General features: G+C 36.3%; 9 protein-coding genes, 16 tRNA genes and 2 pseudogenes. 7 read left to right on the top strand and 20 right to left on the bottom strand.

From position 1 onward, the window contains the following. The first annotated feature begins 156 nt into the window (after nt 1-156). Both CUC15_RS04685 and CUC15_RS04680 read left to right on the top strand, forming a co-directional pair. Nucleotides 157-1,428, top strand: coding sequence for a helix-turn-helix domain-containing protein (locus tag CUC15_RS04685; RefSeq protein ID WP_114915564.1), 1,272 nt, complete (start codon nt 157-159; stop codon nt 1,426-1,428). Nucleotides 1,429-1,440: 12 nt separating this feature from the next. Further along, nucleotides 1,441-1,656: a hypothetical protein gene (locus CUC15_RS04680; RefSeq protein WP_114915563.1), complete on the top strand. Its 216-nt coding sequence runs from the start codon at nt 1,441-1,443 to the stop codon at nt 1,654-1,656. 97 nt (nt 1,657-1,753) lie between these two features. Here the strand turns inward: CUC15_RS04680 and CUC15_RS04675 are convergent, their stop codons facing one another. Continuing rightward, entirely contained in the window at nt 1,754-2,944 is a 1,191-nt protein-coding gene (locus CUC15_RS04675) for a M14 family zinc carboxypeptidase (RefSeq protein WP_114915562.1), read from the bottom strand. Nucleotides 2,945-3,369: 425 nt separating this feature from the next. Between CUC15_RS04675 and CUC15_RS04670 the strand changes: the two are divergent. Next, nucleotides 3,370-3,927 (top strand): annotated as a pseudogene (locus CUC15_RS04670) (MFS transporter); the annotation flags it as partial. An 825-nt stretch (nt 3,928-4,752) separates the two neighbouring features. Next, on the top strand, nt 4,753-6,156 hold the full coding sequence (locus CUC15_RS04665; protein WP_114915560.1) for an FIMAH domain-containing protein: 1,404 nt from the start codon (nt 4,753-4,755) through the stop codon (nt 6,154-6,156). Nucleotides 6,157-7,101: 945 nt separating this feature from the next. Here CUC15_RS04665 and cypC read toward each other — a convergent pair. Further along, nucleotides 7,102-8,361 carry a CYP152 family fatty-acid peroxygenase CypC gene (gene cypC, locus CUC15_RS04660; protein ID WP_114915559.1) on the bottom strand — a complete coding sequence of 420 codons (1,260 nt, stop codon included), beginning with the start codon at nt 8,359-8,361 and terminating at the stop codon, nt 7,102-7,104. Between the two features lie 703 nt (nt 8,362-9,064). Here cypC and CUC15_RS04655 point away from each other — a divergent pair. The 3 genes from CUC15_RS04655 (at nt 9,065) to CUC15_RS20805 (ending at nt 11,101) form a co-directional block, all read left to right on the top strand. Further along, nucleotides 9,065-9,283 carry a KGG domain-containing protein gene (locus CUC15_RS04655; protein WP_114915558.1) on the top strand — a complete coding sequence of 73 codons (219 nt, stop codon included), beginning with the start codon at nt 9,065-9,067 and terminating at the stop codon, nt 9,281-9,283. A gap of 850 nt (nt 9,284-10,133) precedes the next feature. Next, nucleotides 10,134-10,547, top strand: coding sequence for a helix-turn-helix domain-containing protein (locus tag CUC15_RS04645; RefSeq protein ID WP_114915556.1), 414 nt, complete (start codon nt 10,134-10,136; stop codon nt 10,545-10,547). A gap of 470 nt (nt 10,548-11,017) precedes the next feature. Next, nucleotides 11,018-11,101 carry a putative holin-like toxin gene (locus tag CUC15_RS20805; RefSeq protein ID WP_423241375.1) on the top strand — a complete coding sequence of 28 codons (84 nt, stop codon included), beginning with the start codon at nt 11,018-11,020 and terminating at the stop codon, nt 11,099-11,101. 638 nt (nt 11,102-11,739) lie between these two features. Here the strand turns inward: CUC15_RS20805 and CUC15_RS20385 are convergent. The 18 genes and pseudogenes from CUC15_RS20385 to CUC15_RS04550 all read right to left on the bottom strand — a co-directional run. Then, a pseudogene (locus CUC15_RS20385) lies at nt 11,740-12,041 on the bottom strand (amidohydrolase family protein); the annotation flags it as partial. A gap of 131 nt (nt 12,042-12,172) precedes the next feature. After that, the gene (locus CUC15_RS20800) at nt 12,173-12,244 is read right to left on the bottom strand and encodes an ATP-binding cassette domain-containing protein (RefSeq protein ID WP_114918378.1); all 72 of its coding nucleotides are present in this window, start codon (nt 12,242-12,244) and stop codon (nt 12,173-12,175) included. 153 nt (nt 12,245-12,397) lie between these two features. Then, nucleotides 12,398-12,472, bottom strand: a tRNA-Asn gene (locus CUC15_RS04625). A gap of 9 nt (nt 12,473-12,481) precedes the next feature. After that, nucleotides 12,482-12,555 (bottom strand) — tRNA-Arg (locus tag CUC15_RS04620). 66 nt (nt 12,556-12,621) lie between these two features. Further along, nucleotides 12,622-12,695: transfer RNA gene (locus CUC15_RS04615), tRNA-Ile, on the bottom strand. Between the two features lie 15 nt (nt 12,696-12,710). Next, a tRNA-Gly gene (locus CUC15_RS04610) sits at nt 12,711-12,784 on the bottom strand. Nucleotides 12,785-12,811: 27 nt separating this feature from the next. Continuing rightward, nucleotides 12,812-12,887 (bottom strand) — tRNA-Phe (locus CUC15_RS04605). Between the two features lie 20 nt (nt 12,888-12,907). Then, a tRNA-Ser gene (locus tag CUC15_RS04600) sits at nt 12,908-13,000 on the bottom strand. Between the two features lie 22 nt (nt 13,001-13,022). Continuing rightward, nucleotides 13,023-13,096, bottom strand: a tRNA-Ile gene (locus tag CUC15_RS04595). 13 nt (nt 13,097-13,109) lie between these two features. After that, a tRNA-His gene (locus CUC15_RS04590) sits at nt 13,110-13,185 on the bottom strand. Nucleotides 13,186-13,205: 20 nt separating this feature from the next. Further along, a tRNA-Met gene (locus CUC15_RS04585) sits at nt 13,206-13,282 on the bottom strand. An 11-nt stretch (nt 13,283-13,293) separates the two neighbouring features. Then, nucleotides 13,294-13,366: transfer RNA gene (locus tag CUC15_RS04580), tRNA-Ala, on the bottom strand. Nucleotides 13,367-13,379: 13 nt separating this feature from the next. Continuing rightward, nucleotides 13,380-13,456 (bottom strand) — tRNA-Pro (locus tag CUC15_RS04575). Between the two features lie 7 nt (nt 13,457-13,463). After that, nucleotides 13,464-13,540, bottom strand: a tRNA-Arg gene (locus tag CUC15_RS04570). Between the two features lie 3 nt (nt 13,541-13,543). Beyond that, nucleotides 13,544-13,632 (bottom strand) — tRNA-Leu (locus CUC15_RS04565). A gap of 7 nt (nt 13,633-13,639) precedes the next feature. After that, nucleotides 13,640-13,714 (bottom strand) — tRNA-Gly (locus tag CUC15_RS04560). Nucleotides 13,715-13,730: 16 nt separating this feature from the next. Further along, nucleotides 13,731-13,815 (bottom strand) — tRNA-Leu (locus CUC15_RS04555). Between the two features lie 7 nt (nt 13,816-13,822). After that, nucleotides 13,823-13,898 (bottom strand) — tRNA-Lys (locus tag CUC15_RS04550). Nucleotides 13,899-13,917 lie beyond the last annotated feature (19 nt).

Raw genomic sequence — 13,917 nt, 5'->3', positions numbered from 1 at the left:
ATTACTTGCAATTATAGTAACTGTTTTGTGAAATTTTCCTAATAATTGACGATTATTGTAAATAAGTATGCATTATTAATATGTTGTTGGGAAAACTCAGAACTAAGTAGTTTTATTCTCCTAAGCCTTTTATAATAGAACTTAGGAGGTGAAAATATGAGAGATAGCGTGGGTTATAGGATAAAATATTTTCGGTCAAAACTAAATATGACTCAAGCTGAATTATCAAAGGGTATCATTTCTGTTTCCTACTTATCAAAAATTGAAAATGGTAATGCGGACCCACCAGAAGAAATCTTAGAGCTACTTAAAAATCGGCTAGATATAACACAAAATATTGATGATACTTGTGAAGTAGAAGAAACAATCATCCAATTCTTTCATAATTTATTCTATAAGGAAACGGATGAAGCTGATAAGAACTATAAGCTACTAATAAAGGACCTTTATTTAATAACAAATAATGACTTGCTGTACCTTCTAGAGATACATAAACTGCAATATTTCATTCTTCTAAAGAAAGATAAGCAAGCAGCAGAACAATATTTCAAATTAAACAAGCAGTCCAAGCATTTTAGTAATAAACATAAATATTACTGGTTAAAGTTCTCCGCTTACTATTACTTCCGTAGATTATCTTACAGCAAAGCCCTAGAATTATATCAGCAGGCAAGTAGTTACCTAGATAGCAATATCGATTCTCGTATAGAAGAAGAAAGCGACTTACATTATATGATTGCTGTAACGGCCAGTCATATAAGAAAAATACACTTAGCATTGGTATATGCCAACAAATCTCTAGAATATTATCGCAGTATTTACAACTTAAAAAGAGCAGCAGAATGTCACATTATAATTGGTATATCTTTGCGTAGGATAAACGAATATAAGAAGTCATTGGAGAGTTATCAATTAGCATCTACCATTGCTAAGAGCATTCACAATAATAGGATTTATTCATTATCCATTCAAAACATGGGGAAACTGTACTCTGTAATGAATGACTCAAAGCAAGCAATCGAATATTATTTGAAAAGTTATGAATTACGTGCAGACTCTCCCCCAGAGAAACAAGTCATTCCAGTATCAAGTTTAATGAAAGAATATTATATAAAGAACGATCTGTTTAATGCTGAATACTGGTTAGATAAAGGCTTGCAAATAAGTAGTTCATTAAGTCCCGCAGATTCTATTTATGTGTATGAATTTAAAGTTTATAATAATTTGATTAAAGGATTTGGGGACTCATTTGAGGATTTAATTCTTAATAATGTACTTCCATTTTTAAAAGAAAAACAATTACATTATGAACAATATACTTATTTAAAAATACTCGCCAAGTATTACTATAATATTAGAAAATACAAGTTAGCCGCAAAGTATTTTGATTACGCAAGCATTGTAATTACAAATTCATATATGGAATAGGGGTATTTACTAATGAAGAAAATTGCTATTGTTTTTATGTTATCTATGCCTTTGATTTCCACCACTTTTGCAAGTGCAATAATTAATGTACCACTATTCAGTAAAAGCCAAGATATACTAGTGTACGTGAATGATGAACATCCCGACGATGAATCACCGATTATTAATGAAAATCTAGTTCTAGTGAATGATGAACATCCTGACTATATCGATGGTGAGCTAATATAATTTATGGATTTTAGATCAATAGATAGACAACAAGGGTCATAGAGAACTATGACCCTTGTTGTAAAAAGTTATCTTTTCTTATAGATTTTAAAAACTGCTATCTATCTGTTAATGGAATATCATCATAATCTTCAACGTCCAATTCATAGACTTCATCTGTTGCTACACTATTTAATATACCGTATACTCCTGTCTCAACTGCCTTTGTTAATTGTCCCAGTTTCTTTTGACCATAGCTTTGTGTTTGGCCGGTAATTTCAAATAAAACAGCACCACTGCCATTTAGCGCAAAGGACCCGAGTGCTGTTCCTGGTAAATCCAAGTCTTGAGGATACAACGATATATTTCCAAATGGTGAATTACCCATTTGCTGTAATGCATCGTATGCAGCAACATTTAATTGTTTGGATAAATCAACATTATAAACATCCGCATATTCACGATACTTCTCCCCTTCTGACGTACTAGGATGTGGGACAAATACGCCAGACAGCGATAATGTAACTGGATCATCTGTGCCATCAATGACATATTCACCTTGGTGGTGTAAATCTACAAAAACATCAACTGTACCAAATTGGTCCTGCAAATCTTTATAAACATCTCGAATGGTTTGTGATTCTGGTGTAATAAACCACCCTGGTGCTGAAGAATTATTAGGGAAATCCTTCGGTTGTGGTACATAGTCTAGGTCGGGATTAAAGTCACGATTCACATCAAAACCAGGATTCGATTTATAATCCCAATATTGATTAATGTATGTGTAGTAATTCCAGGAAGGTGCTACACCTTCCAATTGGGGGAATTGTTCTACCACTTCCTCCCATGTCATTTCGTTCCCGCGACGATTTAATTCAGTTGCATCCGGATTAACCATTGGCATTGCTACAATTGTCAATTCCTCCCTAAGCTGTCTCATTTCTGGGGAGTTATTTTTTCCAATTTCTTTAATGATATTTAATAACGCTTTAGTACCAACTTTTTCATTTCCATGAATTTCACTTTGGATTAATACCACTTTATCCCCTGACCCAATCGTCGCCTTATAAATTTCGCGGCCATGATTGGAATAACCTGCTACATCTACCACAACATTACCATTACTTGTTTGTTCAATTTGATTAAGCGTTCTGGTTAACTCATCATGGCTAATAAATCCTGAAATAGATGGTTTTCTAATATCCAACGGATCTGCGGAAACAACAGAAGAATCAACTATCGGAGTTAATATCCCTGTACCTAATATAAATGCCCCTCCTAGCAATGCAATCTTTCTTCTTCTCTTCATCAAAACGCCTCCATAATTTATTTTTTTCATTATTAGAAGAACTATTCCTTGTGTGTATATCGATTTCCTTCTAAATAATTAAAAATGAACCTATTGTACGCTTCATTTTCTGCATATTGTTACATCCTACCTAACACCCCTTAACAGATTAGGTTTATGGAACCTATATGAAAGTACTAGTTATTGAGATAGTTTAGTTGCTAGGAATTATTGAAGATGGTTTATAACGCTGTAAGGTTCGTTTCCAAAGGTCTCCTCCAATTAATCGTTCATTCTATTCTTCTTATCTCTTGATGATTATTTTGTATTTAAATAACCAGATAAAAACTAGACAGAGTTGTGCTCAATAACTTTAGAGTCGAGGAACCTTAAATCATCAATACTAAAGGCAAATAAAGAAAGGAAAGAGATGATTCGGCCAATTTGCTGTGACATCGACTTTATGGTTTTTCTTAACCTGGTTTCCAACTTATCTCGTTGAGTATAGAGGAATAGACTTTGGAAAAACCGGTTTCTTATCAGCATTACCTTTTTTAGCAGCCTTTGTAGGTGTATTGAGTTCCGGATTTCTCTCTGATTTTCTTGTGAAAAAAGGTTTTTCTGACAGTGTAGCACGAAAAGCACCAGTTATCACTGGTCTACTATTGGCGACATCCATAGTTGGTGCAAACTACGTTGAAAGTACGAACTTAGTAATAATGTTTATGTGCATTGCCTTTTTCGGAAACGGCTTTGCCTCAATTACCTGGGTATTTGTATCATTATTAGCACCGAAACGGCTTATAGGTATAGCGGGAGGTGTGTTTAACTTTATCGGTAATACATCATCAATTATTATTCCTATAATTATCGGATTCTTGGCAAAAGGGGGAAATTTCGCACCAGCACTTACTCTTATCGCCTGTGTTACTCTGATAGGAGCATTATCTTACATCTTTTTAGTAGGAAAAATTGAGCGTATCGAGGTTAAAGAGGCGAACTAAATCAATCTGTACAAATAAAAAGAGATTATTCTTTTGCTCTAAAGTCAAATATGTTAGCATTGAGTCTCATTTTCAAAGTTTATGTAGCCCGTTGTACAATCAGCGAATTTAATGAAGTAAAGAAAAACCCCAATTTCTCCGCACAAAATTGAGAGATTGGGGTTTTCTTAATATGGATTTTTTTATTCGATTTTTGTTATATCACTGAATCAAGAGAAGATTATTGTCAGGACCTTTTGTTCACATGGCTCCCAATTCGAGACTTTCCTCTCATCTTTTCAAATCATGAAGGATTCTCCCCTCTCAACCTTGAAATAACTTAGTGTAAAACATTATCTAAGGAGGATGACAGATAATCTTATCAGCCGAACAAACAGAGAAGTTGCTTCCCGTATCAATGGAACCTGAGCGCATTCAGTAAATCCTTTCAGAAACAGCGAACGCAAAAGCCCTTATCCACAGGTTCAAAAAGCCTATTATGATGTAGAAAAAGACGCGCAGATTATCTCTCAGTACTACCAAAACATTAATTTTCAGCAGTCAGACATCCTGGACTCTATCCGTCAATCTACTATTATGGATTCTGGGATAGAACCTTATTGGGTTTGCGTTCCTATAGCAATAACTATCAGACTATGTGTAGTTTACAGTATATTCTTGTAACTAGTATTGTAATATATCAAACACATAGAACAATTTTTTAAAAAAGGGGGATATTATTTCAGATTCTATTATAGGGATTAATCGAAAAACACTCCAAACTGTTACTACTAGCATAATATGAAATATCTTTTAAACTTTAAACTAGTATTTAAGGAGGATATTATGGAAGCTATTAGGAAAAATGATATTTGGAAAAAATTAATGTGTTTTGCTGCAGTATTACTCATAATGCTGAGTCCAGTAAGTGAAGTATTTGCTCAAACTGAACGAGATTGGATGACCAACGAAGAATTTCTCCAAAGGCTAGCCGAAATTGAAATGGATAGTTCCGGAAAAGTTGAAGTTAACGTCGCCGGTCATTCGTCACAAGGAACTGAAATAATGTCTGCCCGTGTGGGTACAGGTGATCAAGTGGTGCTAATCAATAGTAGCATACATGGTAATGAAAAGAGTGGCGGCGAGGCAATTCTAGAAATATTAGACTTCCTCGGAACTAGCGATAGCTCCTTCGCCCAATCTATTCGTGATGAGGTTACTATAGTTACCATTCCACGTTTAAACGTTGATGGTCTCGAGATACCCCAAAGAGAGAATATCTTTTCGTGGGATGAAGTTGTTTCTGCCTACCCACATCTAGCCGGTGCTCCTCCCGCCTGGAACTATAGTCAGAGGAATCGCGGCTTTGATATCAATCGTGATTTTAACGCTGATTTAGACTACCAAGTAGTACCGGAAGATTTACCTGGAAACACTCTTGAACCTGGTTTTTTCATAACTAAAGAAGCTCAACTTCTTAGAGACCTTTACGTAGAGTTGCGGGATGAGTTTGGAGAAGTCGAACTTTTTGTGGACCTTCATCACATGGGGACCCCAGTACTTAATAAAACAGGTGAGAATGTTACAATTGCAATAGACTACCCACCGTTAGGACCAGAAGATAGCACAAAATATGATGATTATCCAAAATTGGATCAGGACAAGTCCAAACGTTATGCGCTAGCTGCTGCTCTTGGTGTAGAGGAATTATCAGATAAAGAGGAGACTGGTGTATCTCAGTATATACACTTTCAAGAGCGTGATTACCCTGGACAAGCTAGATCCGCATTTGCTCTTAATGGGTCAGCAACTGTCCTATTCGAAATGCCTGGCCAACAACCTCGATTTGGCTATGATCAAGAACTAGTAGATCGTGTAGAAAACGGATTATGGGGGATGATTTCTCACATGGCAGATGGTTCTATCGACGATCTGAATGGTGATGATTTTCTTACAGAAGTACCTAAGTATTGGACAGACAATGTAACTGACATGAGCGATGTTTTAAAGCGCTTTACAGAAGAGGGTCAATTTGAGAATGCTAGAGATGCTCGTTTATTGGCGAATCATTTAAATACTCTAAGTGTTTTTGAAGAAAAAGAAAATAGTAAGAAAATGGTCGAGCATTTAGAAAAATTTAAAGGTTTACTTGATGCTCAGAGAGAGAAACAAGTAGTATCAAATGAAGCTTATAATAGACTCAATAGTGACTCCAACATGTTAATTGAAAGATGGGCGAAAAAGCAATAGTTTAATAGATTAGATTAACAGCTTACCCATTTGTGCCAATTTATCCTTGACGCAAATGGGTAGTCTTAATACCCCCCTCATGAAAATTTTACTCTTCTTGCTGCCATAATATAACGTTCTTCCTAATACAACCCAAGCTTATATAAAATTTAAAGAACAGGTGGTTGCAAACATGACAATCTAATAAATTTCCACTGTTATTAAACGTTATTTACATCTTATTAAGAAAAGTAATGAACATAATTTCTTCCTCAAACGTGGTAAAATCAAGTTGGTATTATAAGTATTTAAAGGGAGTTTTATGGTTTTTAACCATGGTTTTAAAATTGGAGATAAAGTGACCCAAACTGAAATTGATAAAGTATTTGATAATTATGCCTGGAATGAAATACTCTTCCTCAAAACTACTAAGTAAAGCAAATGTTGACGGGATTGAGATATAGTTAAGCATTTTTCATAGGAATAACTTTTTTACCACAAAAGATAAGTTACTTATAATTGATTCACTGAATAGATCGTTACAACTAAATGATGAAGACAGAACAAAAATTGCGTTAGAGAATGTCTTAGATGTCTATATAGATTAACCCCTTAATCTTTAATGATTTTTATAATATCCAATATCTTGATTAGCTAATAGATCATAATTCAAAATTCATGTTCTTTTCCTGACTTTATTGAATGTTTTACTGAAGTGTACAGAAAGGTAAAAGAGCTGGAGATAGCAAACATAAATACAGGTTTACATTTATACATAAAACTGTATTTATTGAATTGCCCTCTTTCCATTCAATTATAAAAAATCTGAATTTCTACTACAGCCCCCCTGTAAATGAGCATCTATTCCATTTTATAGTGCAGTTTAAAATCTATTTAAGTATTATTTTGGCTTTATTCACCATTACGACTCGACTTTTTAAGGTTTGTACTAAAGCAGAAATGAAATTATATTCTTCGCTTAACATTTTTGAGTTCTACTTTACTATGGGGAATGCTTGGCATACTGACCATACTGAAACTTAAATCTTGTTCAGGAATTTCGTATTCCATTTGGTTTGTTAAAAAATCAAGACTCACCTTCATGACTTCAATGGTGACCCATTCACCGGCACAGCGATGTCCCATAAAATAATCGCCACCACCTTGCGGAATAAAACTGAAGGGACTTCCTTCCCATTTGGAAAACCTATCCGGATTAAATACATCAGGATTTTCCCAAATTTTAGGGTCATGATTCGTGCCATAAACATCAAGCAAAGTTAATGTACCCTCTTCAAATTTATAGCCCTTCCAAATGAAATCTTTTTTTACCAGTGCCACTACAAACGGAAAAAACGGATAAGACCGGCGAACTTCCTGTACAAACATCTGAGTATACTTTTCTTCTCGGGTTTCAAGTTTCTTCCTTTCTTCTGGATAGTGATATACTGCCAGTGCTATAAAATTGATAAATATAGCAATCGCAACAATCGGTCTTAGAATGTTGATTACTTCCACAGCAGCGGTCTCGGTATCCAGAAGATTCCCTTCCAAATCACGATGCCAGGAAAATTTGTGTAATGCCGTATTTTCAGGGGGGGTCACTTTCCCATCACGAACCCTATCAATGAGTTCTCCAATCCACTGTTCTACCCGATTCCGTGCATTTCTCCCCAGCCAATGAGCCGGTCCAACTGCAGCTGCCGACTCGAACATCGCTCCCAAATCTTTTGTCAATCCCTTAATTTCGTTTTCTTCAACCGGTACACCTGCCCACTGGCAGGCTGTCTTACACATAATTTCCTTTGCTTCTTCATAAAGAATAACTTTATTCATATTTTTCCATTTATCCAGTGCTATCTCCCACTGTTTTTCTGTAATGCTGGTTAATTTTTCAAGTCCATCAGGAGACATGATGGACATAAACATTTCCTTCCGATATTTATGGGCCTGTCCATCTAATCCCTGAACACCATTCTTGCCAAACAATGTTTGCACTGCACGATTTGGTGCTGCATCTTTTCTTTTGAATTTCTCTGTGTCATAAAAAATTTCTGCAGCTTCCAGTCCCCCCATGCAGATCGCTTTTTTTCCAAGTAACCGAGTCTCGAAAACATCAGAATTAAAACTTTTACGTCTGTTCAAAATGTACATATATCCTTCTCTCATAAGGCTAAAGCTATGGTCTATTCCTTCTTCTATAGGCATCTTATTTGTATTTGACATATAATTCATCTCCATTTTTTAATGGGTAATATCCTTCTTCTTTTTTAATTATTCCCTGTTTACTCTCAAAAAAACTAGGATTTACTCATAAACAGACCTCAACAAAGCCTATATATAAGTGGCAATCACTATTCTTAGGGTCAACATATATGAAAGAAGCATATGGATTGTTATATGAAGTTGAAAACGCCTTGTGTTATATAATTGATTGAAAAATGACAAGTGAATACGGGATTGATTAGTTGATACAAGATCCCTTATCAAGAGTTATCAATCCTACAAGAAACATTTTTCTTCTTTCTATTTTCATGAGCTGATTTCTCTTTTAAATGGATATCCATGCTTAAAACAACTATTTTCCCCATTAGCAATTGTTCAATTGCAAATACCATTTCGATTAGAAACAAGATCGTTTATTGTAAATTAATACCCTCTGAAGAATTTTGGGGAGTTAACTGAAGCGTACAAGGTGGTGGAAGGTATAGGGGTAGAAAAATGACGTTCTAAAATACAGGTTTACATATATACATAAATATGTATTTACATTTTTACAAAATGTCCTTTAAGACTTTTCTTTAGAATCCAGCATTAATTGAACGATACCCCCAAAAAAATAAGAATCGAATGTTATGAGGAATATAAAGTGTGGAATACACTTAATGTACGAGCAAGAATATCAAATATTGAGAGGAGTTATTAACATATGGCTAAGAACAATAATGGTAAGATGTCTCGTGAGCAAGCAGGAGAAAAAGGTGGAAAAGCAACCTCAAGAAATCATGATCAAGAGTTTTATGAAGAAATCGGTAAAAAAGGTGGAGAAGCAACCGCCAAGAACCATGATCAAGAGTTTTATGAGGAAATCGGTCAAAAGGGCGGAGAGGCAAGAACACGCCAGCGAAAAAATAACAAATCATCATGATGACATACAGTTTGCATGAGAAAAAGGAAAGGGAGATTCCCTTTCCTTTTGGTTTTGTTAAGTTAAATTGTTTCTTACCCTACAGTAAGAATAAGATTAGACAGAATCAATCTTCTGGAATCGAAACCCTTTTTTGATGGTCGTACAGTAGACTATCCAATATTAGAAAGAGGACATTTACCGAAATGAATAAATTGGATGTAGATAGCCAATTAAAGGACAGAATCATTGCAGCGTTTTATTGAGAGGTATAACAGGAGATGGCGTTTTCTCGAAAAATATAAAATTTTCCATCTTTCCTTTTTTCCAAACGGTAAATTTAATTTCTCCCTTTCTCCCCTTAAAATAAAATAAAATAAAAATAAAGAAATTAGGAAAGATGGATATAAAAATAGCGTGGAGATTTATTTTATTAATCAATTATTCTGTACCCGTATAAAACTCCTAAAACTTCATACATACAGGTGTTCTTTACTTAGTTTTTTTTCATCTAATGAGGCTGGGATAAAACCCTATTAATAAATAAACCGCATGGAATCGAATTTAAAAACCTTGATTTCAAACGTTTTATTTTCACGATTTGTACTAAAATCAATTAGTTTTCAACTTATGTCCGAGCCTTATTGTTTTTCATATCTTCTCGGTGAGGTTTCTTTTAGTTCAAAAAAGTTTAGCATAGTTAAACAAAGTCCTTCATATATTTAAATGAATTTTAACCTTTTCTTCCCTTTTCTAGTATGTCTTCAACATATTCCTTTAAATCATCATTATTTTTACAAAACATAGGGATACAACTCCTTTAAAGCCTTTAGTTATTGAATATCATGCACTTGAAAAGAGGTTTTTATACATGAAAATAGAAATTGAAATCAAGGATGAAACTTATGAAAAGATAAAGAATATGGTTGACTGGATTAATTTAGATAATTCATTTCGCGGAAAAAGTGATACTCCAGAAGCCAAAATTGAGGATTTTATAAAAGGTGCAGCAATTTCTAAATTATTGGATCTAGAAACATTGTCCCCTTTACTAAATTCTAGGGAAGTGGAGAGTTTAGAAATTAAAAATCGATTTAAAGACATTGCTAAAGAAAAGAAAATTAAACAAGTTGATATTTGTGAAAAAACTGGACTTAAAAAGGCGAACCTTAGTTTGATCTTTAACAATGAAAAAACTTTAAGAGCTGACACTTTTTTTGCTATTTGGCTGATATTAGGTTGTCCACCTATTCACGAATGTTTATATATTAAAAAAGCCGACTGAAATTATAAATATCTTTAGATAAAACGAGTGGAAACTCGTTTTTTTTATTTTTTTGGAATAGTACAAGTCGCCACTGCCATACGTTTAACTATACTAAATAAAATAAGGTAAAAGTTTCTAGTGATTAAACTTCAAGAGTTTTTTAAACTCTAGTCGTTTGGTTAGGTAGTGGTTTTATTGTAGAACAGCATTTGAGTCGTTTAATGATTTGAAAGTAACACCAAAAAACAAAACTTGGAAGATTGGAAAAGAACAAGGAAAGGAGTTATCGAGCAATGAGCGTGGGATCTTACCTAAAGAGCAAGCTCAGATGGTTAACTATATCCCTCTTTCAACAAATGATGATTTTTTATCCGTAGCCAAAAAAAGGAAGTGATACATCAAAAACTAGAAGGAAAACCCAATCATCCCTTAAGGTTTTTCAAGGGTGGTGGCTCGCTCCCTTTTAGAATTGAAGGGGGGTGTTGCCAATGGCAGTATACGATACAGTATATCTGATGATTTCTTTCGGAATGCTAATCGTAGCAATCCTGTCATTTCACAATAAAAAATAACCACCCTAGCCTAGCGGGCTAATTTAAGGTGGTTATTTTATCACTTGAATTAGTGAGTCGCCCCCCTGATGGGCTATTGCACTATTACCGTTAGTGTGTCAGCACTAGCGGTAATTTTATTATATGCATTTCTACCTTTTATAGGTTATTTGAGGTAAAAAAACAAGGTGTTTGTGTTATTTAAAATTGATAATTATAATGCAGATTGATCATTTTAATTCGACAAGTACAACATTAATATTTTAAAGTATCTGATCTGAAGCGTAGTGCATTAGAATTTTTCCAGTATTTTGTTAAACTGGTTGGGACAAAAACATTTTCTTCTTTTTCTCTTAATTACAGAAAATAAACGATTAGATGCTATCTTGCACCTGTTTTAGTCGATATCTTGCATGTAGGTTTACCACCAACAATATTTCTTGAAATTTTGTTCGCTAAATGAATTTTTAACCTAAAAAAGTCAAATTCCCGTACGTTAAGGATTCCCCTTCAATTACGGTACACGAACCACATTCTCCTTTTCCACAACATTCTTTACTACCTGTTAAATCAAAGGAATTACGCAGTGTATCTACGTTGGTGGACATGTGACAGAAATTGCTTCTCCATTTACTTTAAAACGAATAGTTTTCAACATACTAACCCCCATTAGCGATTGAAGGAATACGTTTTAATAGCCTTTTAATCGATTTATTCGCTTCAAGTAGGACAATATCTTTGTCTATTGTTTTAACATTGCCATTTTCCATGACAATCTTACCGTTAATGATGTTGGATGAACATCAGCTCTTGTAGCGGAATAAACGATTCTTGAAATAGGATCCATATCATGGATAGGTATGAAAGTTATACAAATCCAATATTGCTAGATCCGCCATTTTACCGACTTCAAACTGCCGATTTCATCATCAAGCCCAACCGCTTTCTCCCCTCCGATTGATGTGGAAAACCGTCCGAACTATAATACATTTTTACATGTATTTACAAGTTTTAATAAATAATGAACAGATTTCAAAAGCTTGATTGTGAATGTATTTCGTAAAGATAATTAAAATAATGTTGACCTGGATCCTATCCCCTTTGCTGCATTAACCCTGCTACCATTCGAATGGTAGTTGTTTTACCAGCCCCATTTGGTCCGATTAGTTATCGCCGCTATAATTATTTTCCCAAATAAAAAAAGCCCCATAGGGACTTGGATTTCATTATGTAAATAGGTGGGCTGCCAGGGAGAATTCAAACAGTGATACACCGAATTAAATCCCGATAGCTACCCGCTTGTCTTTAGTTCAAAAATGGCTCCACAGGTAGGATTCGAACCTACGACCGATCGGTTAACAGCCGATTGCTCTACCACTGAGCTACTGTGGAATAAAAATACGCGCCCTAGAGGATTCGAACCTCTGACCCACAGCTTAGAAGGCTGTTGCTCTATCCTGCTGAGCTAAGGGCACAAACATAAATAATATATTAACATACTTGTGTATCGGTTTTCCAATCACGTACTAATTAATATGTGATGGGCCTGAGTGGACTCGAACCACCGACCTCACGCTTATCAGGCGTGCGCTCTAACCAGCTGAGCTACAGGCCCAAATAATAAATTATTTGGAGCGGGTGAAGGGAATCGAACCCTCATCATCAGCTTGGAAGGCTGAGGTTTTACCACTAAACTACACCCGCAAATTATATAAAATATTCTATATAAGATGGTGGCTCGGGACGGAATCGAACCGCCGACACAAGGATTTTCAGTCCTTTGCTCTACCGACTGAGCTACCGAGCCAATTAAATTCCTAATATGTATGGAGGAGGTAGAGGGATTCGAACCCCCGCGCGGTTTGACCCGCCTGTCGGTTTTCAAGACCGATCCCTTCAGCCAGACTTGGGTATACCTCCACATTATGATAGAAGCTAAAAGTGGACCCTGCAGGACTCGAACCTGCGACCGATCGGTTATGAGCCGATAGCTCTAACCAACTGAGCTAAGGGTCCCTTATGTAAAAAATGGGGCGACCGGTGGGAATTGAACCCACGAATGCCGGAGCCACAATCCGGTGCGTTAACCCCTTCGCCACGACTGCCATCTTATAACTATATATTTTGGTAGCGGTGGAGGGGATCGAACCCACGACCTCACGGGTATGAACCGTACGCTCTAGCCAGCTGAGCTACACCGCCAATTTTAAAAATGGAGCCTAGCGGGATCGAACCGCTGACCTCCTGCGTGCAAGGCAGGCGCTCTCCCAGCTGAGCTAAGGCCCCGTAATGGAAATAATGGTCGGGAAGACAGGATTTGAACCTGCGACCCCTTGGTCCCAAACCAAGTGCTCTACCAAGCTGAGCTACTTCCCGAAAAGTATGGCGCGCCCGAGAGGAGTCGAACCCCTAACCTCTTGATCCGTAGTCAAACGCTCTATCCAATTGAGCTACGGGCGCATATGGTGCCGAGGACCGGAATCGAACCGGTACGGTAGTCACCTACCGCAGGATTTTAAGTCCTGTGCGTCTGCCAGTTCCGCCACCCCGGCAAGGGCTTGGAGCGGAAGACGGGATTCGAACCCGCGACCCCCACCTTGGCAAGGTGGTGTTCTACCACTGAACTACTTCCGCTTAAGGCATATTTAAATGGTGCGGGTGAAGGGACTTGAACCCCCACGTCCGAAGACACTAGATCCTAAGTCTAGCGCGTCTGCCAATTCCGCCACACCCGCAAAATTTTGGTGAGCCATGAAGGATTCGAACCTTCGACCCTTTGATTAAAAGTCAAATGCTCTACCGACTGAGCTAATGGCTCGTGGTGAAAATGCTTTATG

Source organism: Oceanobacillus zhaokaii (assembly GCF_003352005.1).
GTDB lineage: Bacteria > Bacillota > Bacilli > Bacillales > Amphibacillaceae > Oceanobacillus > Oceanobacillus zhaokaii.
Note: the sequence above shows the minus strand (reverse complement) of the source record. Positions and strands in the feature narration are given on the sequence as shown.